We start from the raw sequence: 22471 nt of genomic DNA, 5'->3' as shown, positions 1-22471 counted from the left end.
AATCCGTTAGCCAGACTTTGAAATCGCCATTGAGCTTTTTAAAAAGTCATTATCCTCCGATCCGGATGGCACCTTACGCCCTGATAAAAAACTTTTTCCCTTACTTTGCCAAGGGAAGACGAGTTTTTTAGGGTATCCTTACTATCAGTTGTGTCACATAGTCATATGTCTCTTATGCTGATTGCGGTGCCTCCTTTTTCTTACGATCCTCTCCACTGGGGCATATCAAGGCGCATATTTTCATGCATCTCGCCGAACTTAAGAAGAAGTCTCCTACCGATCTTCTGGCTTTTGCTGAAGAATTAGAGATCGAGAACACTTCGTCCTTGCGCAAGCAAGACATTATGTTCGCTATACTCAAAACTCTAGCGGACCGTGAACAATCTATTTACGGAGAAGGCACTCTCGAAATCCTACCTGATGGGTTCGGCTTTCTACGTAGTCCTGAAGCTAATTATCTCCCCGGTCCTGACGATATTTATGTGTCTCCAGCGCAAGTGCGCCGTTTTGGGCTGCGTCCAGGAGATACAGTTGAGGGAGAAATTCGGGCTCCACGTGATGGCGAGCGTTATTTTTCTTTACTCAAAGTAAACGCCATCAATTTTGAGCCCCCCGAAATTGTCCGCACACGGATTAATTTTGATAATTTAACGCCGCTTTATCCTGAGCGTCGCCTTAAAATGGAAGTTGAGCAGAAAGAAGACACTGCCACTCCTGTAAAAGGTGGCAAAGGGAAAAAAGATCAGCGCGATTATACCTCGCGCGTTATTGATCTCGTTTCACCTATTGGGATGGGACAGCGTGCTCTGATTGTTGCCCCACCTCGCACGGGTAAGACGGTTATGCTGCAAAGCATCGCCTCCTCAATCACAGCCAACCATCCAGATGTATTCCTGATCGTTCTTCTTATTGATGAACGCCCTGAAGAAGTCACTGATATGGCACGTTCTGTGCGTGGTGAAGTGATTTCATCTACTTTTGATGAGCCTGCAACGCGCCACGTACAAGTTACAGAGATGGTGCTAGAAAAAGCAAAACGTCTCGTTGAACATAAACGCGACGTTGTGATCTTGCTTGACTCAATCACACGTCTCGCTCGTGCTTATAACACTGTTGTTCCATCATCAGGTAAAGTCTTAACTGGCGGTGTTGATGCGAACGCTCTGCAAAGGCCAAAACGCTTTTTTGGTGCTGCGCGTAATATCGAAGAAGGTGGATCACTCACCATCATTGCAACAGCCCTTATTGATACAGGCTCGCGTATGGATGAAGTGATCTTTGAAGAGTTTAAAGGCACAGGCAACTCGGAACTTATTCTGGACCGCAAGCTTGCTGATAAACGTACTTTCCCAGCAATCGACATTACGAAGTCTGGTACGCGTAAAGAAGAATTGCTGGTCGATCGTGCTTCGCTCTCCAAAATGTGGGTCCTACGTCGTATCCTGGCTCCTATGGGCACAATGGATGCGATGGACTTCTTGCTTGATAAGCTCCGTTACAGCAAATCAAATCAAGATTTCTTTGATGCAATGAATAACTAAACTTTTTAAAAGCCTCTCTTTTTTGAGAGGCTTTTTTTTAATCTGATTGCCAAAATGAGACCGCTTAAAGGCCTTTTTCCAATTCCAAAAGCCAAGCTTTATCATCCACGCCGTCAAACGCGGAATAACCCGTTAGGCCATTTCGTCCAATCACACGATGACATGGGACGATAAGAGGAATAGGATTTAGCCCTACAGCATGCCCTACAGATTGAGGTGAACCCCCAACTTTTTTGGCGAGGTCACCATAAAAACATGTTTCTCCATAAGGGATAGTACGAAGAGCTTCCCAGACACGCAGTTGATAAGCGGTACCGAAAAACTTTACGGGCACATCACTAAAATCTATGGCGTGCCCCTCAAAATAATCTTGTAAAAGTGAGACAACATGCTCTAACAGAGCCGTTTTTTCCTGATCACGTCCCTGGCCTTCATCAAGAGAAACAATAGCTCCATCATCTTCACTAAGACTGAGCGTTCCGAATGGTGACTGAAAAGATAATTGTGGCATGAAATTAAGAGTGCCTTTTCTTATGATGAGCGTCAATAAAGCTGATTTTCTTTTTAGAGTGCGCTAAGAGGGATTCATGAATTCCATAAAAGACCCCGAAACAAGCACCATATTTGCCTTGGCCACTGGTTTGGGACGCGGCGCCATAGCTATTATGCGTGCCAGCGGCCCTCTTTGTGCTACAATTTTAGAGGCCCTGGCGGGCCCCTTACCTAAAGCGCGCTATGCAACATTGCGCTTTTTACGTCATAAGGGTGATGTACTCGACCACGCCCTTCTTTTATGGTTTCCTGGACCTCATTCTTATACTGGAGATGATAGTTTTGAGCTGCATCTTCATGCAGGGCCGGCTATTATAGAAACCGTTTCTAACGCTCTTATTGATCTTGGGGCACGCCCTGCCGAAGCTGGAGAGTTTACGAAAAAGGCCGTACAAAAGGGCCGGCTTGATCTTTTACAAGCTGAAGCTATTGCTGATTTAGTCGATTCCGAAACACAATCTCAACGAAAGCAAGCCCTTCGTCAGGCCGATGGCGCTTTGAGCCATTTATATCAGCAATGGGCACAACGTCTGCGCTCTGTTTTGGCACAGCAAGAAGCCCTTATTGATTTTCCTGACGAAGATCTTCCACCAGAAGTTGAAAATGCTTTAGCTCAGGAATGTTCCTCTTTACTGACAGAAATTAATAACCACCTTCAAGATGAACGGGGTGAACTGACCCGTAATGGCTTAATAATTGTCATTGCTGGCTCACCTAATGTTGGAAAATCAAGCCTCCTTAATGCCTTAAGCGGAGAAGAGGCCGCTATTGTAACTCATCAGGCGGGCACAACACGCGATGCCATTAGTGTGGATTGGGTACTTGATGGGATCAAATTACGCCTGGTAGATACCGCTGGATTACGTGAAACTGATGACGTGATTGAGGCTGAAGGTATAAAACGCGCCCTGCAGCATGTTGAAAAAGCAGACCTCGTGCTCCATCTTCTTGGCCCAGGTGAAAATGCCGAGGCTTTAGTGCCTAACGAAATTTTGCTACGCACCAAAACAGATCTTTCTCCTGCTCTTCCTCATGAATTAGGGATTAATACCAAAGAGGAGACAGGATTAGAGCCACTGAAAAAACGCCTGAAAGATCATTTAGCCCAGATTCTATTAGAAAGATCGGCACCACCTCTTACCCGTGCCCGTCATCGTGCGGGGTTGGAAGAAACAAAACGCCACCTTATAAACGCACAATCTGCGTCTTGGCCTGAATTGCGGGGTGAGGAATTACGCCTTGCCATGTTATCTCTTGGGCGCTTAACCGGCCATGTCGATATAGAAGCTCTTTTAGACAGTATTTTTAGTCAGTTTTGCATTGGGAAATAAAACGTCATGACCACCTCATATGATGTTATTGTCATTGGCGGTGGGCACGCAGGCTGTGAGGCCGCTGCTGCCTCTGCCCGCTTTGGAGCACGCACGCTCCTTCTCACCCATCATTTTGCTACAATCGGCACAATGTCCTGCAACCCTGCTATTGGGGGGATCGGCAAGGGGCACTTAGTGCGTGAAATTGATGCACTCGATGGGCTTATGGGTAAGGCTGCTGACCAGGCAGGCATCCACTTTAAGCTTCTTAATCGCTCAAAAGGCCCCGCAGTGCATGGGCCACGTGCGCAAACAGATCGCTATCTTTACCGCAATGCCATTCAAAAGCTGCTTGCCCAGACACCCAATCTTTTTATTGAAGAAGGTGCGGTAGGCGATCTGATTGTTAAAGACGGTGCTGTCAGAGGCGTTATTTGTGAAGATGGACGCACTTATCATGCCGGTGCCTGTGTACTGACAAGTGGAACATTCTTACGCGGTGTGATTCACACTGGCAAAGTTAAAGAAGCGGCTGGCCGGATTGGAGAAGCGCCTGCCACAAAGCTCGGTGAAAGACTTGAGGCATTATCTCTTAAAATGGGGCGCCTCAAAACGGGTACCCCTCCTCGGATAGCACGTGATAGTATTGATTGGGAAAATCTTCCTGCTGACCCAGGCGATCATGATCCTGAACCTTTCAGCACCCTAACCACCTCTCTGCCTAATGAACAGTTAGTTTGTCGTATTACACAAACGACAAAACAGACCCATGATATTATCAAAGAAAATCTTCATCTTTCTGCTATGTACGGAGGTGAGATTGTAGGAAGAGGTCCGCGTTATTGTCCTTCTATCGAGGATAAGATCGTTCGTTTTGCAGAAAAAGATAGTCATCAAATCTTTTTGGAACCAGAAGCCCTTCCCGGCAATCCTGGATCTGATCTTGTCTATCCTAATGGGATTAGTACATCTCTCCCTGCAGAAATTCAAAAGCTTATCATTGCGTCTATGCCGGGGCTTGAAAAAGCAAAAATCGTTACACCCGGCTATGCTGTCGAATATGATTATGTTGACCCACGTGAACTTCGCCCCTCTTTAGAGCTACGTCAGCTTCCAGGTCTTTATCTGGCGGGGCAAATTAACGGCACAACAGGATATGAAGAAGCTGGTGCACAGGGTCTTTTAGCTGGGCTCAATGCAGCACGCTCTGTTGGAGGAAATGACCCTCTCATTTTAAAAAGACATGAATCTTATTTAGGGGTTATGATTGACGACCTCACATTGCACGGTATTAGTGAGCCTTATCGCATGTTCACCTCGCGTGCAGAATATCGCCTCATATTACGCGCTGATAATGCTGACTTACGCTTAACGGCAAAAGGAATTGAAGCGGGGTGTGTCGCTAAAGAGCGTCAGGACCATTTTGTTGAGCTACAGCAATCTATTGATGTGGCAATGGCCAAAGCACAGGAAAAAATATTCCTTCCTCAACATCTAAATGATAAGGGGATTGATGTTTCTCAAGATGGAAAAAGACGCAATTTATTAGATGTTTTTGCAACCCAGGCCTCTATGGAAGCGCTCTATAGTCTGGCACCCTGGTTTGCTGAACTCCCCGCACGTATTCGTCGTCATATTGAAACTGAAGCTCGTTATGGCGGCTATTTGCGCCGGCAGGAACGCGACATAGCACAATTACAGCAGGAATCTTCACTTCGCCTTCCTGATGATCTTGATTATAGTAAAATTGGTGGCTTAAGCCGAGAAATGCAAGAAAGACTTTCTCAGGCTCGCCCCCCGGATTTTGGTGCAGCACAAAGGGTGCGTGGTTTAACGCCAGCAGCTCTAATTGCTGTACTTGCTTATATGAGAGGGCGTTCATGACGAACATAGCCGTTTCACGTGAAACAAAAGAGAAGCTGGATATTTTTTCTCAGCTTTTGCAGCAATGGAATAACAAGATTAATCTTGTTAGCCCCCATGATATAGCGTCTCTTTGGCAACGCCATATTGAAGATAGCCTCCAACTTGTCCCTCACATCACGCCTGATAGTACAATTACCGATCTGGGTTCAGGCGGCGGATTTCCTGGGCTTATAATAGCTATAGCAACAGGTAATCCTGTTACCCTTATTGAGTCTGATCAGAGAAAAGCCGCCTTTCTTCGAGAGGCTAATCGTCTTTGCGGGGCCAAAGCAACGATTATGGCCAAGCGTATTGAAGACGTAACACTTGCTCCTTCTGATATCATAACAGCCAGGGCTCTCGCTCCCTTAAAGACACTTTTAGGATGGGCGTATCCTCTTTTAAAAGAAAACGGATTTTGTCTATTTTTAAAAGGACAAAAAACGTCTGAAGAGTTGACCAATGCGGCCAATGACTGGCAGATAAATTACGAAACCTTCCCGAGCGTGACAGCGCGTGACGGCGTGCTCCTTAAAATTAGTGAAATAAGACGTGTCTAAAACCACATCATCCAATACCCAAATTATTGCTATTGCCAACCAAAAAGGCGGTGTAGGAAAAACGACTACAAGCCTGAATTTGGCTGCGGCACTAGCACGTCATAAGCGTGTGCTTTTGGTTGATCTTGACCCTCAGGGCAATGCGTCAACAGGTTTGGGTATTGATTATAGCCAACGCGAAAAAGGGAGTTATAACGCTCTTTTGGGAGAAGATGATTTCACATCTCTTCCTCGTCCCAGCAATATTACACAATTAGATGTCATTCCGGCTAATGCTGATTTGGCTGGGGCCGAAATTGAGATGATTGATCAAGAAAGGCGTGAATATCGCCTCCATGACGCCCTACAGGCTGTCGAAGGGCCTTATGATGTTATTCTCATAGATTGCCCACCAAGCTTAGGTTTGCTTACATTAAATGCCTTGGTGGCAGCTCAGAGCGTTTTAGTACCCTTACAATGCGAATTTTTTGCCCTGGAAGGCATTAGCCAACTTTTACGCACGATAGAACGCGTTCGCATGGCTTTTAACGCAGACCTTCATCTCGAAGGAATTGTGCTCACCATGTATGATAAACGAAATAAGCTTTCTAACCTTGTTGCAGAAGATGCCCGTAACTTCTTTGGTAACCAGGTTTATGATACGATCATACCGCGTAATATCCGTATTTCTGAAGCGCAGAGTTTTGGTAAATCGGTTCTGGATTATGATAAACGCTCTAAAGGGGCCACAGCCTATTTGTCTCTCGCTGAGGAACTCTTAAAACGCTTAAAGGGGAAAAAGGCCAATGGCTAAAAAAGATTCATCACCCCGTTTAGGACGTGGTCTTGCGGCTTTATTGGGGGATAAAGCGCCTCAACTAAGCCGGGTTAGTACCCCCTCTCCCCGTAATGCCTCGTCATATCAGCAAACTACATTATCAATTGATCTTTTAGCACCCAGTCCTTTTCAGCCACGCAAAAATATGGATAGTGCTAAATTAGCTGAGCTAGCCGATTCCATACGCTCACGTGGTGTGCTTCAGCCCTTACTCGTACGGCCTGACCCACAAAATAATGGGCATTATCAGATCATAGCTGGTGAACGTCGCTGGCGCGCCTCTCAGCAAGCCGGGTTGCATGAAGTGCCGGTTCATATCAAGCAACTTGATGATAGTGATGCCATGGCTGCAGCTATGGTAGAAAACCTGCAACGCTCTGACCTTAACCCTATAGAAGAAGCTGAGGGTTTACAGAGACTGATTGATGATTATCACCTGACACAAGAGGAATTAGCAGGGGCTTTAGGAAAATCCCGCTCGCATCTGGCTAACACACTCAGGCTCCTTAATTTGCCTGAAGCCGTAAGGCAACATTTACGCGATGGTTTGTTAAGTGCTGGCCATGCACGAGCTTTATTGGCGCATCCTGACCCGGTTGCCGCTATGAAGATTGTTTTAGAAAAAGGCCTTAGCGTTCGTCAGACTGAAGTCCTGGCTGTGCAAAGTCAGAATGCACAGGCACGCGAAAAACCACAATCTGCAAGAGAGGCTGACATTCTCAAAATTGAGGATGATTTATCTCAACGTCTGGGTCTAAAAACCAAAATTACATTTAATGGAAAAAAAGGAAGCTTGAAGGTCAATTATGACTCATTAGAGCAATTTGAGACTCTTCTGCAGCTTCTCAAACATGGTTTTCAGGGGAAGCAGATTTAAACAAAAGAAAAATTTTACCCTCTTCCCTCTTGTCCAATGAGAGGGAGGCTGTTAGAAAATCGCTTGTCTCTTTTAGAGATATTGAATATGGGCACATAGCTCAGTTGGTAGAGCAGCTGACTCTTAATCAGCGGGTCCTAGGTTCGAACCCTAGTGTGCCCACCATATTCGAATAATTTCCGCTAAAATTAAAGAACCGGGCTTTAAAGCCCAGCTCCAAGCCTGCATCGTCAGGCTCTTTAATAAAAAATTATCTAAGATAATCAAACAAGTTTTAGTGAATTAACCCTTGTCTTGATAGAGCGCGTTCGCATAGTCTTAAAATAAGACTTAAAGAGAGTATTTCTTACACTCTCCTAAACTAAAACGGAATATTTTAAGATGTTTGATAGGGAAAGCCCTTCCATTGACCCCCAACAAGGCCGCAAACAACCTGTTATTGCTTTGATTGGCTCAGATGGGAGTGGAAAATCGACTGTCGGGCAAGTACTTTATGAAGAAATGAATAAAAATCGTCCTACCGCTTTTTGCCATCTCGGAAAGCAGGCTGGAAATCTTGGGCGATATATTAAGACTATTCCTATTATCGGACCTATTTTTACCAAACGTAATGAAAAAGAGCATAAGCGTTTAAAAATTAAGAAAAATTCTAGTTTTTTAGCCACATTCGTTGAATTTGTTATGTCTATGAGGCGCGTTTTTCGCTTCGCCCGAATGAGATGTTATCACGCACGTGGCTTTGCTATTTTAACTGACAGATTTCCTCAAAACCTTATCCCTGGCCCTATGGATGGACCGTCTTTAGCTAATCTTTCTTTTAAAGGAAGATTTCTTCATCTCCTTATGAAGATCGAAAATATTTTATATAGACGTATGTCACATTTTAAGCCGGATCTTGTGATTCGGCTTAATGTCGACCTTGAGACGGCAATGAGTCGCAAACCCGATCATAAAAGCTATAAATTGGCACGTAAAATTTCTGATGTTGGCAGATTAACCTTTGACGGGGCACCAATATTAGATCTCAATGCGACAGACCCTCTTGAAGAGGTTCTGGCACAGGCTAAAAAGGCTGTTGCCAGCGTTCTGGAAGCTTATCCTCACAAAACAAGATAGTGACAATATCATGCCGTCTCAGCCTAAAATTCGTTATGGCCACCTTATTGCTCTTGTTGGATGCGATGGCTCAGGTAAATCTAGCCTAAGTGCTGACCTGGTGCGTATTCTTGGACGGAATAGAAAAACCGTCTATGGCTATCTTGGACTAGGATCGGGTGATCTTGGAAGGCGCATAGGACAATGGCCTCTTCTCGGCCCTCTCCTCGAAAAAAAACTTACGAGTAAGGCAAAAAAAACACGCACTAAAGGTGAGAAAATACCGGGCTTTATAACGGCTTTGGTTGTATTTATATTTTCTCTTATCCGCCTGAAACGTTTTAGACGTGTAAAGAAAGCTGTAGAAAAAGGTTATCTGGTCATCACAGACCGCTACCCTCAGGCAGAAATAGCTGGTCAATGTGATGGTCCGGGTCTTTCAGCCGCTCGTACAAATAACCCTTTTATTAGGGCTATGGCCTTAATAGAAAAACGTCTCTATCTGAAAATGGCCGCTTTTAAGCCTGATCTCATTATCTTTTTAGAAGTTGATGCGCAGACAGCACATCAAAGAAAACCAGATCATGATATCGAAGCTCTTCAAACTAAAATCGATATCATGCCTCATATAACATTTAATGGCGCTCCTAAAAAAATTATTGACGCCTCACAGCCTTATGACAAGGTAAAGCAAAATGTAATCGCCAAGCTTAGTGCTGCCAAATTTTTATAAAACTTATACCTGTTTTTCTTTGTTTAAAAAGCACTGGATGCGTTCAGCCAGATCTCCTGGGAAGGGGACACTGTTTTTATAATAACCCTGTTTATCAACATAACGCTTTTCGACCAGCTCATCATGCATATCACCCATAATGCCGTTCATGGTCGCCAAATAAGCTGAAAACCGATCCAATTTGGGCGATGGTCTGATTGTTCTAAGAGTATCGTTAAAAGCAACACGACGGCTGATGATTTTGCGCATGAGATGAAAATCGTGAGCTGCCAGTTTATTTTGTTTTTTGAAAAGCTTTTCTAATTTTTGATTTTCACGCCTGTGATAAGCCCTTAATCCTGCTGGGGACTCAGCTCTGAAATCGGTAAGTTCTCTTGCTATGAGCCAATAGCAAGAAGGCGATAAAATCAGCCATAATATGAGACCATATATCAGCGTTGCAAAACGCTGAGTATTTTTAAAAGCGTCCTGCATCTTACCCATAAGGATAATGACCTTATGAAAAAGCTTTGGATAACGGTGACGCTTATCAAAATTATTGCACGCAAAACGCATATGCTTAAACCGTGCACGAGCATATTTGAAGGCCAGGCGTTCTTCCTCAGTAGCGCTTCCGGTAAAGGCTATTTTGGCAATCAGACTACGAAACTGCTCAAAATCTACCCCACGTTCCAAAAGCTGCCAGCATAAATCGTAAGAAGCTTCTATCTCTTCAGCCGTATAGTCTGCTTCTATAACTTCATCACTCAATGACGCATTAAGATTAATAACATCATCTAACAGAACATGCTCAAAAACTGTGTCTAAAGTTTTCTGTGGGAAGATTGTCTTCTCTAGGGAAGGCCGCATACGAAGTCCCTTCGTCATACATAAATTAAGCAATAATCTTCAGGAACCGCGTATCTCGCGTTCATGTGGTAAAATAATGTGACGTCTCCTTATAAAGGTCACTATAGCAATGACAACATTTATTAAAGCACCAAATAATGTTCCTATGGCAAAGGCCAATCCTGCTCCGTCCAGGCCGTAATTATGGCTCATATAAATGAGAAGGACTGTATAAAATAGTGAAGAAATTAACTGTGTGCCCGTAAGCACCTTAAATTTTCCTGCTGTATAAAGAAGCCCATAAAGAGGAAAAGCAGCCATATTAAACACAAGGGAGGGCGCCATCCACAACATAAGGGTTGCAGCCTCTCCATAGCGATGGCCAAACAGACTAATAACTGGTTTCCCACCAATATAAACAATGAGAGAAACCACTATACCAAGACAAGCTCCTAAGAAACTCATCTTGGCGGCTAATTTCCATGGTTTTGTGGTTCGCGTATCCAAACGCGCAACTTCAGGATAATAGCTCTTTTCTAAAAGACGCACAGGCCGTTGCACAGCGTCAATAAATGTCACAGCTAAGCTATAAAGACCGGCTGCCGCTGTGCCTAAAGTTCGACCAATAAGAAGGTTGCTGAGAGACCCCCACACAGAGGTTAAAACTGTGTTAACACTTGTGAGCCACACAAAGCTCCACATTCCCTTGGGCATATTACGTGCTGCCTTTAGGAGGCTGGGCTTTAAGGCCCCTTGAATGTTTCTGCGTTTTAACTCTTTCCAGCAACAGGTAAATACATATAAATCTGCCGCTAAAACCCCTGCATACCAGGCTACAACAAAGCCTGTCAGCCCCCATCCCATCACTAATGTCAGAACACTTAAAGTTGTTCTAACCATGGGTGAGACAATTTGTTGTCTGCTAATAACATCGACCCGGTCAAAGAGCCTCAAAATGCCGTAAGGACTTGAACAGGTCAAAAATGGAATGAGTGTGCAGTAGAAAAAAGCCAAAGCACGATGCTCTGGGTGAACACCTAAGTGAGGTCCTAAAAGTAACAAGACAGCCATGCCTACAATCATGGAGGCAAAACCAGCTAATAAATCTAACCCTACAGAAAATTTTGTCGCTGTTTTAACACGGTCTACTTCACCCTGCTGCCAGGGAATAGAACCATAGTGCAAAATAACCTGCCACCCCTGAAATTGTCCTATATCGGCAATAAGCTGAGCATAGGCCTTAATCAGAATTAAAACACCAAACTCACTTGGTGACATGGCATGTGTAGCGCATGCTAAAGCGCCAAGGCCTAAAAGAGCCCCTACAAGTTTGCCTGAAGCCAACCTGCCAGCATTTTTTAAGACCAGCTTAAAAAGGTCATCTTTAAACCAGCGCTTCACTCAGCACTCTCCTCAAAATGTGAGAGGGTATTAACCATTATGACACGCCACTGCCCATCAATATGCTCCAGAGCAGTAACCGATAAATTTTGTATTACAAAATGTAAAGCAGATGTAGCAGAAATACCTAATGCATGGGCCAACGCCATGCGTATAGCCCCACCATGACTGATGATAATGGTCTCTTTTCCTAAATTTTTATCTGCCCAATAGTCTAATGCAGTCCCTACACGTTTTTGAACATCTTCCATACTCTCTCCCTGTGGAGGGCGCTCCGTTGCTGATAATGGCCAAAAATAATGAGGGTTTTGCTCAGGGTAGAGTGAAAAATCCTGGTGAGGCAAACTGCTCCATTCACCCAAAGACTGCTCTATAAAACCAGATTCTATTTGTAACGTGCCTTCAAAATTCCCTGCTTTTTTTATAGCTTCTGCTGTGTGAATCGCTCTTTTTAAAGGCGATGATATCCAATCAGCATTTTTGGGCAAACGACAGGCCAAACGTTCATATATGGGCTCTTGCTGCCTTAAAGAAGTCGGACATAATGGCACATTATCAGCACCATACATTAGCTTTCTTACCGAGGAATCAACCACTGCATGACGAATTAACCAAAAGCGTGTTACATTTTCCTGTAGCTGAGGGCCATCAAGAAAATGAGCCTGAAGTTTTTTTGAGGAACTTATTCTATCATTCACAAAATTTTCTTTTGCCGCCTCCATTTAAAGCGCATTATTAAAGGGTAACTTTCTCTCAATAAAGGATTAATTACCTCAATTTTTACTTTAAAGCGTGGCAAAGCTTGAATGCCCTTGTTCATTGAAGCTTTTCAAGGTGCAGAAAACAGCATTTCCTTTCTTTCCTTGAGTTTAGCCTTTTTGGGAACACATTAAAATATTAATTTATAGTTTATAAACATATCTTATAAGATTAACTTAATAGTAACACCTTAGCCTGATTGCTCTATAGCTTTTTTGAGGAAAATGCCTTAAATATTTTGCTAGCAGTCATTTTAAACAATAATTCTTGCCTCGTTTAAGACTGGTTTATTAATGCATATTTTACTGACGGGTGGCTATGGTTTTATCGGCTCTGCTGTAATACGTCACCTCATTAACAAAACATCTCACACTGTTCTTAATGTCGATTGCATGACATATGCTGCTTCGGCTGAGAATCTTTCATCTATTGAGCAGAGCTCACGCTATCAGCATGAACGCGTTGATATTGTTAATGTCAGCGAATTACACCGTCTTTTTGCAACTTATAAACCAGATGCCGTCATGCATCTTGCTGCTGAAAGTCATGTAGATCGTTCAATTGATGATCCAGCAATTTTCATTCAAACCAATATCATCGGCACATACATGCTTCTTGAAGCGAGCCGTAAATACTGGAATAATCTCGAAGCAGAGAAAAAGAACTCTTTCCGTTTTCATCACATCTCTACCGATGAAGTCTTTGGCCATTTGGACATAGAAGCGCCAGCTTTTACGGAACAATCACCCTATGATCCCCGTAGTCCATATTCAGCCAGCAAGGCCTCTTCAGACCATCTGGTAAGAGCCTGGCATAGTACTTATGGTCTCCCCGCATTTGTAACCAACACAACCAATAATTACGGCCCGTGGCATTTTCCTGAAAAACTTATCCCACTCATTATTATAAAAGCCCTCAAAGGGCAGCCTCTTCCCGTTTATGGCAAAGGGAGCAATATTCGCGATTGGCTTTTTGTCGAAGATCACGCAGAGGCTCTTGTTCGTGCCATTGAACGTGGCGTTCCGGGCGAAACTTATGCCATTAGTGGCCGCCAACCATGCTCAAATCTTGAAGTTGTTAAAAAAATCTGTGCTATTCTGGACGAGTTAAAACCCGATCCGGCAGGACCGCGTGAAAGACTTATAAATTTCGTTTCTGACCGGCCTGGTCATGACTTCCGTTATGAAATTAACCCAACCCATGCAGAGCAAGCTCTCGAATGGAAGGCCGCTCATAACTTTGATATGGGCTTGCGCAAAACAATTAACTGGTTCCTCGAAAATGAGAACTGGTGGCAAAATATTCTCGATAAACGTTACACAGGTCAAAGGTTGGGTACGAGGTCATGAAGCCTATGAAAGCCATTCTTCTTTCAGGAGGTTCAGGTACACGCCTGCACCCAATGACATTAGCTATTTCAAAGCAGCTTTTACCTGTTTTTGATAAACCCATGATTTATTACCCGCTCACGACGTTAATTTTGTCGGGTATCAAAGAGATCATGATTATCACCACACCGCATGACCTGCCGCAATTTCAAAAATTATTGGGTGATGGCTCACAATTTGGTGTAGAATTCACCTATCGCACTCAAGCAAAGCCTGATGGCATAGCCCAAGCGTTCCTGATCGCTGCTGATTGGTTAAATAACGCGCCATGCGCCCTTGCTCTAGGTGATAATCTTATTTTTGCCGATGGACTGAGCACAAAATTACAAACAGCCCATGACAGAGAAAGTGGCGCTACAGTCTTTGCTTACCAGGTAAAAGATCCGCAACGTTATGGTGTCATCAGCTTTGATGAAACCGGCAAGGCTCTTTCTATTGAGGAAAAACCGGAACATCCTTCATCGAACTGGGCCGTCACGGGACTTTATTTTTACGATAATAAAGTCTGTGAAAAAGCTGAGAAACTACGCCCCAGCCCCCGTGGTGAGCTGGAAATTACAGATCTCAATAAAATGTACCTTGAAGAAGACAAGCTACATGTTAGTCTTTTAGGACGTGGATGTGCCTGGTTGGATGCCGGCATACCTGACAGTCTTATGCAAGCTGGAACATTTGTACAAGCTATTCAATCCCGACAGGGCATGCTTGTTGGTTCCCCAACAGAGGCTGCATTCCGTATGGGTTTTATCAGCCTTGAGCAACTAAGAGCCCGAGGCGAAACTATGGCCAAAACGGAGTTGGGAAAAATGCTCCTCCGCCTGGCTGATACTCATGAACGTTTCTTTTAAACTTTCGTAAAAGGATACTTCTTATGAAAGTAGTTCCACTCTCCATTCCTGAAGTTATCCTCCTAACACCACCGCGTTTTGGTGATAATCGAGGCTTTTTCTCCGAAACCTATAATTATGATGCGATGGCCAAAGCTGGCCTGACAGAACCATTTGTACAGGACAATCAAAGCCTTTCCCGTCAAAAGGGTGTGGTGCGTGGCCTCCATTGTCAGTTGGATCCTTACGCACAAGGTAAACTTGTTCGTGTTACAAAAGGCGCTATCTGGGATGTAGCTGTAGATGCACGCACAAACTCCCCTACTTACGGGAAGTGGGTAGCTGCCGAACTTTCAGCCGAAAACTGGTCTCAGTTATGGATTCCACCAGGTTTCCTACATGGCTTTGTAACGCTACAGGAAGAAACAGAAGTACTTTATAAATGCACGGCTCTCTATAATAAATCTTCAGAACGCTCCGTTAAATGGGACTGCCCTGAACTTAATATTGAGTGGCCCATAGACCCACAAAATGCTGTTCTTTCAGAAAAAGACCTTGCAGCACCGGGCTTTTCAGCCGCCAAGGGGTGGTTCTCTTACAATAAGGGCTAATTATGTCGTCTGCTCCTTCTATTTTAGTTCTTGGCCGTCAAGGACAACTTGCTACCTCCCTACAAAGACTAGGGGGCCAAAATGTTATTGCTATAGGGCGGCCTGAGTTTGATTTTGCCAATCCTGAAACTATCTCTGATTTATTAAAGCAATATCAACCTGAATTTGTTGTTAATGCGGCGGCATGGACAGCTGTTGATCTTGCTGAAACAGAAATTGAAGGAGCAAAGCAAGGCAACCATCTGGGTCCTGCTTATGTAGCAGAAAAATGCGCTTTACAGCATATTCCTTTTATTCATATCTCCACTGATTATGTTTTTAATGGAAGGAAAGGTCATCCTTATACAGAGGATGATCACGTCACCCCTGAAACAGTTTATGGCCAAACAAAAGCAGATGGTGAAAAAGCTGTTTTGAGCGTGCATCCTCAAAGCATTATTTTGCGTACTTCCTGGGTTTATTCACCTTACGGGCGTAATTTTGTGCGCACAATGATCAACGCAGGAGCAAAAAATCCTGTTCTTAAAGTGGTGAATGATCAAAAGGGTAACCCAACCTCTTCAGACGACCTTGCTCATATTATTTTAGCTATTATTGATAAAGTCCGACAAACTACCTGGATGGACCATTATCACGGTATTTTTCACGCAAGTGGACAGGGTGAAGCGACATGGTTCGATCTTGCAAATACCACCCTTGAAGAAGCTGCTTTACACGGCCAAGCAAAGCCCGACATCCGGCCCGTTTCTACGCTGGACTGGCCAACACCGGCAAAGCGCCCGGCAGATTCACGTTTGGATACAACGAAATTAACACAGGTTTTTGGGCTGCGCTTTCCGTTATGGCGTGAGAGTGTTGCCAAGACTGTACAACAAATCTTTTCCTCTCAAAGAGGATAAAACTCATGTTTTTCTGGAACGATCCTCGAATAGGTCAAGACCCTAACAGGGTACCCGTTATTTCAATGAGAGTGCTTATTGGCATTCACATATTTCTTGTTCTTTTTATCGCGCTCATCCACTGGGGCGCTACCAGTCTTCAAGATTTTTGAAGCTGTCTCCAAGAGCTAAAGCGACCGGCAAGAAAATAAAGTAATACAGCCCCAATACCAATCAAAAAGGCTATTGGGACATCTGTAAACCAGGCCGTAATTAACGCTCCCCATGAGAGTAATAGAGCACTCACTATAGAAAATCCCAGCCCTTTAAGAGGGGTCAAACCTAGCTTTAAAGCTGCTGCTGGGGGACCTATCATTAAGCTAAAAGAAAGTAGTGCTCCGGCCACTTCTGAGCAAGCAGCCGAAGCAAGAGCCACCAGCGCCATAAAGCCATATGAAATGACAGAAAGCTTCACACCACGTGCTTCAGCCAAATCAGGAGCCAAAGTTACAAAAAGTAAGGGGCGCCACAAAATAGCAAGCCCTATGAGGCAGATAAGTGTCACAGCCCCTAAAGCAAGCAAAACATTAAAGCTAAGCCCCAACACATCTCCAAAAAGCAGCGTCGTCGCTTGATTAGAGGCACTATTCGCTTCGTAAAGACAAAAAACCCCTAATCCCAAACTGGCCGCCAAAACAAGCCCTGTCATTGTCTCACGCTGAGAAGAGAGAGGTATAACATGTTTTTTGCGATCTTCCGACGCCATAAAAAATCCAGCAATTAAACTGAATAAAATCATTCCCGCAAAAGGTGAAATCTTAAGCCATAAGGCAGCAGCAGCCCCACTGAACCCTATATGAGGTAAGGCATGAGCAGCAAAAATTTGATGCCGCACCACCATAAACCACCCCAAAGAGCCAGCTAACAAAGAGACAAGAAAACAGCCTAAAAAAGCATGACGCATAAAGTCATAGCTCAACATAAATGCGCCCTTTTTCTAACCTTATCTCCTGAATAGGATAAGACAAACCTTCAAGAGGTAAAGTCTCATGTGAGGTCATAATAAAATTTAGGCCTAATTTTTCTCTTAGCTGACCAAAAAGCTCTAAACTTTCCTGCCTGGCTTGCTGGTCTAATGCTGCCAAAGGTTCATCTAAAATAAGCACATCTGGCTTAGAGGCCAATGCCTGGGCCAATGCCACGCGCTGACGTTCTCCCCCTGACAAAACACCCAAAGGACGATCTGCCAAGAAACCTGCACCTGTTAATTCAAGCAGTTCTAAAGCGCGCTTCTGCCGTGTTTTACTAAATGATATACCCCAGCAATGCCCCTCTAAACTAGCCACCACATGGCTTATAACAGGCAACATTGCGGCAGCTTGGCCAACTTTTTGAGGCATATAGCCTAAAACCGGCCTTTTCTTACAAGAAGGTTCAAAAGAAACAGAAACCTTGCCTTTCTGTGGCTTCACAAGGCCCAGAAGTGCTTTAAGAAGCGTGGTCTTTCCTGCCCCATTGCGCCCTCTAAGAATTAAAACCCCATCTAAAAGAATAGACTGGGTTACATTTTGCAAAATCACATTACCAGAAATAGACAGACAAGCTTCTGTGAAAGAAAGATAAGTTCGCTTCACCTTTGCAGCTCTTTTTTATCTAGGGCACTCGCAAGCTGATCAAGAATGTGATTCATCCAACCTTGCCAGGTCTGACCAGCAGGAAGAGTCTCACCAATCGTGATAATGGGAATATGATGCTTCTTAGCTATAGAAACCAAATTATTAATCTGGGCTGACGCTACAAGCGGGTTAACAACTAACACTGCAATATTATGCTGTGTTAAAGCACGTTCTAACAAGGCCGTTTCCTGTGCAGAAACTCCAGTTTGGTTCATTACCGATAAAGCCCAGCGCTGATCTATAATTTTAAGGCCTGTTTTAGAGAGCAACCTTTCACCAGCTGGCTCAGTAATGGCAATAGGAATATCTTTATAACGTTCTTTGAATAAAGATATTTTTTTATCAAGATCATCAAGGCTCTGCTCAAACTTTGCCAAATGATCCTTATAAATTTTCTGGTTTTGTGGGTCTCTCTGCTCAAGCCAAACAGCAATAACACGTGCTACAGAATGAATAATTTCTGGTTGAAAAAAGAGATGTGGATCCTCCCCATTGCGCCATTTTCCAATCTCAGAAGCTACAAACCGGTTTGAATCAGCGTGCCTAAAAGCCAGAGCCCAATCATCATAAGTCGCGCCATTAGCCAAAAAACCGTCTGCTTGCTTAACAGAGCGAATGAGTGAAGGCGAAGGTTGAAAATGATGGGGGTCAATACCCGGTGCTGTTAAAAGAGCCTTAGTCTTTAAATTTGAACCACCAATTTGCTGAGCAACATCACACCAAACCGTTTCAACACATAAAAGAGAAAGAGACGCAGCCCGGGCATGTTCTGTATGAAACCCACCAGAAACACTGCAAAAACTACAGAAAATGAAGAAAAAATATTTAGAGGCACGCCTTAGAAAGCGCATATTTATTCCCTTCGCCTAGCCGATTTCTCCTATGTTATAGAAGAACATAATGCAGAGCAAAATAAGCCCTAACACTAGAAAAGCCAGAAATTTTCGGGAAAAATTACGTTACCTGACCATCAAGCTATCAAAGCTTTGATGGTGGAGCCAATCGGGATCGAACCGACGACCTCCTGAATGCCATTCAGGCGCTCTCCCAACTGAGCTATGGCCCCGTAGATAGACATATAAAACTATCTGGCTTGTCCTATATCCTGCACGTCTCCACAAAGCAAGAGTTTTTCTTTAGCTAAAATCATCTGATAAAATATGATGCTGCCTCAGAGCACTTAATAAAGGCAATAAAGGTAATCCTAATATGGCATCCCTATCTCCTTCTATATGAGAAAAAAGATGCACACCTAGTGCTTCAATGCGATATGCTCCTACAGATTGAAGCACCTCATGACCCTCAACATCCAAATAATGCTTTAAAAAACTCTCAGAAAATAACCTCATTGTTAATTTGGGCGTACTAACATAACGCCAAATAATCTTCCCTTCTGCATGAAGGACAAGAGCCGTTTGAAGATTATGGGTTTTACCTCTTAAGGCGCGTAAATGGCCTGCGGCTTCTTCTAAAGATAAAGGCTTGGAAAATATCTTACCATCCAGCTCCAAAATCTGGTCAGCCGCTAAAATAACATGATCATGAGATAATTGTGCAGCCGCTTCATAGGCTTTTTCCTGCGCTAATCTCATAGCAATCTCTTGAGGAGATGCACCTTTAGAGATTGCATCTTGACGAATGGCCTCTTCATCAAGATCAACAGGCTTGATATCTGGGCTAATACCAGCGTGTTGGAGTATCTCACGACGTATTTTCGACCCACTGGCCAGAGTAAAAGGCTTACGCAATGGAAGAAACATATACTCAAATCTCCTACAAACGACTCCAGAAGAAAAAGGATCTTTCCTTTGCCAAGAAAGTACCAGGCTCTGCGGATAAATAATGTGCGTACTGGGGTACGTGGGGATTGTACACACCCTGTGCCCTTAACGTACAGAGTACCGGGGATGAAACCGTACACTGTCAAAAATGGGGGATTGTACACAGCCTTACTGTGGAAAAACTGGGATAGATTGCTACACCCCTTATACAGCCTCATTTTATAAGTTGTACACAGTGTGAGTAAAACGGGGTACATTTTAAGAAAGCCGGGTACCCCGATATCCACAGCCTTCCTTTACTACCTCAGAATTTCTTTATTTCTTATTTTATGATTAGAGTATGGCATGACATCGAATAACTTCTCATCGCCTCAAAAAACTTCAGTGAAAAAACCTCTCTTGCATACACTGCAAGGTCATGAAGTTTGGCCCCCTCCTATATGGCTCATGCGTCAGGCTGGGCGATATCTACCAGAATTCCGTGCAATGCGTGCCAAAGCCGACTTTCTAACGCGCTGTATGACGCCAGATATTGCTGTAGAGCTGACAGTTCAGCCCATAAGGCGCTATAAAATGGACGGCGCTATTCTCTTTTCTGATATTCTTATTCTGCCCTGGGTTATGGGACAGTCCCTTGCATTTGTAGAAGGAAAAGGCCCAGTTCTAGAGCCTATTCGTTCTGAAGCAGATCTAAAATTACTTGATAAAAATCGGGTCCTTGAAGCAACAAGACCCGTGCAGCAAACATTGTCGATTCTTGCAAAAGAGCTACCTGATGTAACAACCCTTATAGGATTTGCCGGGAGCCCCTTTACCGTAGCGTGCTACATGGTAGAAGGCGGTGGTTCACGAGATTTTGCACAAACACGCAAAATGATGCTGCAAAACACGCCTCTTTTTCAAAAAATAATCGATCTACTAGTTACAACAACAGCTCAAATGTTGAGCGCACAAATTCGTGCTGGTGCTCAAACTGTAATGCTTTTTGATTCATGGGGCGGGTTACTACCTCCACAGGAATTCAGGCAGTTTGTTATAGAACCTACACGTCAGATTGTTGAGTTTTTACGTGCAGAACATCCTTCGGTTCCTGTCATAGGCTTTCCCCGCCTTGGAGGTGTTATGGCCGTGGAATATGCAGAAAAAACAGGCGTCAATACTTTAGCCCTTGATACAGTGACCGATCCTACCAAAATAGCATCTATGGTCCCGTCTAAACTTGCCCTTCAGGGAAATTTGGATCCAATGATCCTTCTCAATGGCGGAGACGCTTTGGTGAAAGAAGCGACACGTATCAGAGATAGCCTGCGAGGGCGTCCTCATGTGTTCAATCTAGGTCATGGCGTAATGCAGCAAACCCCTCCAGAAAACGTTGCTTTACTGGTTGATAGCGTGAGGAATGTGTGATGACTAATGAATTACGAAACGGGCTCAAATTCGTCATTTTTGATTGTGACGGAGTGCTCATTGATAGTGAACGACCTTCCTGCCGTGCTACGGCAGAGTTCGCTCGCTCTAAAGGAGTGCATGTTTCAGATGAAGATGCCATTGAAACATTTGCAGGGATGACACAATCACAGGTTGTAAAGTTCCTTGAGGATAAAATAGGATCGTCTTTACCTGAAGATACAGAGACGAAATTAAGACAAAATATTATTCGTCTGATGCAAAGCAATGCTGAGCCTATTGAAGGCGCTATGAAGCTGCTAGAAGATTTAAGAAAGCATAATATTCCATTTGCTGTAGGATCAAATTCTTCCATTAGGGAAATGGATGTTAAATTTGGTCATACCGGGATGGATAAATTAATCCCGAAAGATCGCATATATTCAGCCAATGATATGGGGTGCCCCAAACCTGCACCAGACGTTTATCTTTATGCAGCCAAACAACATGGTGTATCCCCTGAGGAAACGTTAGTGGTTGAGGATAGCGATGTCGGTGCTGAGTCAGTAAGGCGTGCAGGAATGTCATGTCTACTTTTACGTGATAAAGACCATAAATTACCCTCTTTTTGGCCAACGCCTCATTTTGTGCACATCACAAATCTTTCTGAAATGATGCCACTTTTATTGCCAAAATTAGCAACAAGCTTGGGGACATAAGAGAGTATTTGTGAAACGTTATTTCAGAGCTAACGTTACTCGCTTTTTTGTAAATTTAATTTTTTACAAAAAGGCGGGTTTTAAATAATATGTTTTTTTACCGAAACATATTGATAAAAAAATACTATAACCAAAAAAAATGATTTTAATTGTGCGATGCATTCAGTCATAAAGAATAAATGCTTTAATAGTAAAAACTAAGCCAGTCGCCTTATCTGTTTTTTAGCCTAGCTTGCCGGAACTATAATTAATATCGCTAGTCCTGTTATATCATTGTAACGTCAGAAAGACTGTCTTCTATGACAGAGTGGGCTAGAATGACAGTAATGCTTATTAGCTATAATTAAGCTAAAACAAAATTTTCAATGAGTATAATGACAAGTTATTCTTTGGCTCCATATATAGATTTCGATAGCATTTTTAAGTTTGTTATTAGACGTTATTTATCTTGCTTTTAACAAATTTTATGTGAAATATATCTTTCAAATTTGGCTTATAAAATTTTCATAGCTGCACATTCTAGTTCCTTTTAATAAGGTCATTATTGATATAAATTCTGTCATTAAATTTATTGCAAAAAGAACTTATTATTTTATTCTAGACGTTAATTTTGCCCGCATTCTTGCCATTGAGCCACGATATATAGCTTAGAATTTGCTAAATCTGAAAAAACAGATTTTTTGTAAAATTATTAAAACTATTACCGCATTACAAAAAGATTACTTTCTAAATTTAAAAAGGCAAATGGGCAAAACTATAAAAGAATAAATCCACATGACCGGTATAAAAATGACTAAAGCTATTCTAGAAGGGTCAGAATCTAA

At 43.3% G+C, this 22471-nt stretch carries 22 protein-coding genes and 2 tRNA genes; 15 read left to right on the top strand and 9 right to left on the bottom strand.

The genetic code is table 11. From position 1 onward, the window contains the following. Nucleotides 1-242: 242 nt before the first annotated feature. A complete protein-coding gene (gene rho, locus GT348_RS08515; RefSeq protein WP_160619333.1) occupies nt 243-1541 on the top strand; it encodes a transcription termination factor Rho in 1299 nt (432 codons plus the stop codon). Between the two features lie 64 nt (nt 1542-1605). On the opposite strand, the gene GT348_RS08510 is transcribed toward rho, so the two are convergent. Next, nucleotides 1606-2052, bottom strand: coding sequence for a methylated-DNA--[protein]-cysteine S-methyltransferase (locus GT348_RS08510; RefSeq protein ID WP_160619332.1), 447 nt, complete (start codon nt 2050-2052; stop codon nt 1606-1608). Between the two features lie 76 nt (nt 2053-2128). Here GT348_RS08510 and mnmE point away from each other — a divergent pair, with 76 nt between their 5' ends. The 8 genes from mnmE (at nt 2129) to GT348_RS08470 (ending at nt 9393) form a co-directional block, all read left to right on the top strand. Further along, the gene (mnmE, locus tag GT348_RS08505) at nt 2129-3424 is read left to right on the top strand and encodes a tRNA uridine-5-carboxymethylaminomethyl(34) synthesis GTPase MnmE (protein WP_160619331.1); all 1296 of its coding nucleotides are present in this window, start codon (nt 2129-2131) and stop codon (nt 3422-3424) included. Nucleotides 3425-3430: 6 nt separating this feature from the next. Further along, nucleotides 3431-5290, top strand: coding sequence for a tRNA uridine-5-carboxymethylaminomethyl(34) synthesis enzyme MnmG (mnmG, locus tag GT348_RS08500; RefSeq protein WP_160619330.1), 1860 nt, complete (start codon nt 3431-3433; stop codon nt 5288-5290). Further along, nucleotides 5287-5871 carry a 16S rRNA (guanine(527)-N(7))-methyltransferase RsmG gene (gene rsmG, locus GT348_RS08495; protein WP_160619329.1) on the top strand — a complete coding sequence of 195 codons (585 nt, stop codon included), beginning with the start codon at nt 5287-5289 and terminating at the stop codon, nt 5869-5871. Before mnmG ends, rsmG begins: the two co-directional genes overlap by 4 nt. Then, complete coding sequence (locus GT348_RS08490; protein ID WP_160619328.1) at nt 5864-6664, top strand: ParA family protein; 801 nt, start codon at nt 5864-5866, stop codon at nt 6662-6664. Before rsmG ends, GT348_RS08490 begins: the two co-directional genes overlap by 8 nt. Next, nucleotides 6657-7565: a ParB/RepB/Spo0J family partition protein gene (locus GT348_RS08485; RefSeq protein ID WP_160619327.1), complete on the top strand. Its 909-nt coding sequence runs from the start codon at nt 6657-6659 to the stop codon at nt 7563-7565. The genes GT348_RS08490 and GT348_RS08485 overlap by 8 nt, the downstream gene beginning before the upstream one ends. Before the next feature lie 89 nt (nt 7566-7654). After that, nucleotides 7655-7730: transfer RNA gene (locus GT348_RS08480), tRNA-Lys, on the top strand. Nucleotides 7731-7946: 216 nt separating this feature from the next. Next, nucleotides 7947-8681, top strand: coding sequence for a nucleoside/nucleotide kinase family protein (locus tag GT348_RS08475; RefSeq protein WP_160619326.1), 735 nt, complete (start codon nt 7947-7949; stop codon nt 8679-8681). Between the two features lie 10 nt (nt 8682-8691). Further along, nucleotides 8692-9393: a dTMP kinase gene (locus tag GT348_RS08470; RefSeq protein WP_160619325.1), complete on the top strand. Its 702-nt coding sequence runs from the start codon at nt 8692-8694 to the stop codon at nt 9391-9393. 3 nt (nt 9394-9396) lie between these two features. On the opposite strand, the gene GT348_RS08465 is transcribed toward GT348_RS08470, so the two are convergent. The 3 genes from GT348_RS08465 to GT348_RS08455 are packed head-to-tail and all read right to left on the bottom strand — an operon-like array spanning nt 9397 to nt 12320. Beyond that, nucleotides 9397-10242, bottom strand: a complete 846-nt coding sequence (locus tag GT348_RS08465) for a hypothetical protein (protein ID WP_160619324.1) — start codon at nt 10240-10242, stop codon at nt 9397-9399. A gap of 39 nt (nt 10243-10281) precedes the next feature. Beyond that, nucleotides 10282-11622 (bottom strand): lipopolysaccharide biosynthesis protein, encoded by a 1341-nt coding sequence (locus tag GT348_RS08460; RefSeq protein ID WP_160619323.1) that lies wholly within the window; start codon nt 11620-11622, stop codon nt 10282-10284. Next, nucleotides 11619-12320, bottom strand: coding sequence for a histidine phosphatase family protein (locus GT348_RS08455; RefSeq protein ID WP_236646492.1), 702 nt, complete (start codon nt 12318-12320; stop codon nt 11619-11621). Before GT348_RS08455 ends, GT348_RS08460 begins: the two co-directional genes overlap by 4 nt. A 354-nt stretch (nt 12321-12674) precedes the next feature. Here GT348_RS08455 and rfbB point away from each other — a divergent pair, with 354 nt between their 5' ends. The 4 genes from rfbB to rfbD are packed head-to-tail and all read left to right on the top strand — an operon-like array spanning nt 12675 to nt 16106. Beyond that, entirely contained in the window at nt 12675-13730 is a 1056-nt protein-coding gene (gene rfbB, locus GT348_RS08450; protein ID WP_160619321.1) for a dTDP-glucose 4,6-dehydratase, read from the top strand. Further along, the gene (rfbA, locus tag GT348_RS08445) at nt 13727-14617 is read left to right on the top strand and encodes a glucose-1-phosphate thymidylyltransferase RfbA (RefSeq protein ID WP_236646491.1); all 891 of its coding nucleotides are present in this window, start codon (nt 13727-13729) and stop codon (nt 14615-14617) included. The genes rfbB and rfbA overlap by 4 nt, the downstream gene beginning before the upstream one ends. A gap of 23 nt (nt 14618-14640) precedes the next feature. Further along, a complete protein-coding gene (gene rfbC / locus GT348_RS08440) occupies nt 14641-15207 on the top strand; it encodes a dTDP-4-dehydrorhamnose 3,5-epimerase (protein WP_160619320.1) in 567 nt (188 codons plus the stop codon). Nucleotides 15208-15209: 2 nt separating this feature from the next. Continuing rightward, a complete protein-coding gene (gene rfbD / locus GT348_RS08435) occupies nt 15210-16106 on the top strand; it encodes a dTDP-4-dehydrorhamnose reductase (RefSeq protein ID WP_160619319.1) in 897 nt (298 codons plus the stop codon). 139 nt (nt 16107-16245) lie between these two features. Here rfbD and GT348_RS08430 read toward each other — a convergent pair whose 3' ends face one another. The 5 genes from GT348_RS08430 to GT348_RS08410 form a co-directional block, all read right to left on the bottom strand. After that, complete coding sequence (locus tag GT348_RS08430) at nt 16246-17067, bottom strand: metal ABC transporter permease (protein WP_160619318.1); 822 nt, start codon at nt 17065-17067, stop codon at nt 16246-16248. Then, on the bottom strand, nt 17054-17719 hold the full coding sequence (locus GT348_RS08425; protein WP_160619317.1) for an ATP-binding cassette domain-containing protein: 666 nt from the start codon (nt 17717-17719) through the stop codon (nt 17054-17056). The genes GT348_RS08430 and GT348_RS08425 overlap by 14 nt, the downstream gene beginning before the upstream one ends. After that, complete coding sequence (locus GT348_RS08420) at nt 17716-18612, bottom strand: metal ABC transporter solute-binding protein, Zn/Mn family (RefSeq protein WP_160619316.1); 897 nt, start codon at nt 18610-18612, stop codon at nt 17716-17718. The genes GT348_RS08425 and GT348_RS08420 overlap by 4 nt, the downstream gene beginning before the upstream one ends. A gap of 139 nt (nt 18613-18751) precedes the next feature. Beyond that, nucleotides 18752-18827, bottom strand: a tRNA-Ala gene (locus GT348_RS08415). A gap of 70 nt (nt 18828-18897) precedes the next feature. Beyond that, nucleotides 18898-19521, bottom strand: a complete 624-nt coding sequence (locus GT348_RS08410; RefSeq protein WP_160619315.1) for a Maf family protein — start codon at nt 19519-19521, stop codon at nt 18898-18900. A 366-nt stretch (nt 19522-19887) separates the two neighbouring features. Here GT348_RS08410 and hemE point away from each other — a divergent pair, with 366 nt between their 5' ends. After that, complete coding sequence (gene hemE, locus GT348_RS08405; protein WP_160619314.1) at nt 19888-20949, top strand: uroporphyrinogen decarboxylase; 1062 nt, start codon at nt 19888-19890, stop codon at nt 20947-20949. Next, nucleotides 20949-21647: an HAD family hydrolase gene (locus GT348_RS08400; protein ID WP_160619313.1), complete on the top strand. Its 699-nt coding sequence runs from the start codon at nt 20949-20951 to the stop codon at nt 21645-21647. Before hemE ends, GT348_RS08400 begins: the two co-directional genes overlap by 1 nt. The last annotated feature ends 824 nt before the right edge of the window (nt 21648-22471 follow it).

Source organism: Aristophania vespae, from assembly GCF_009906835.1.
In the GTDB taxonomy this organism is placed as follows: domain Bacteria; phylum Pseudomonadota; class Alphaproteobacteria; order Acetobacterales; family Acetobacteraceae; genus Aristophania; species Aristophania vespae.
Note: the sequence above shows the minus strand (reverse complement) of the source record. Positions and strands in the feature narration are given on the sequence as shown.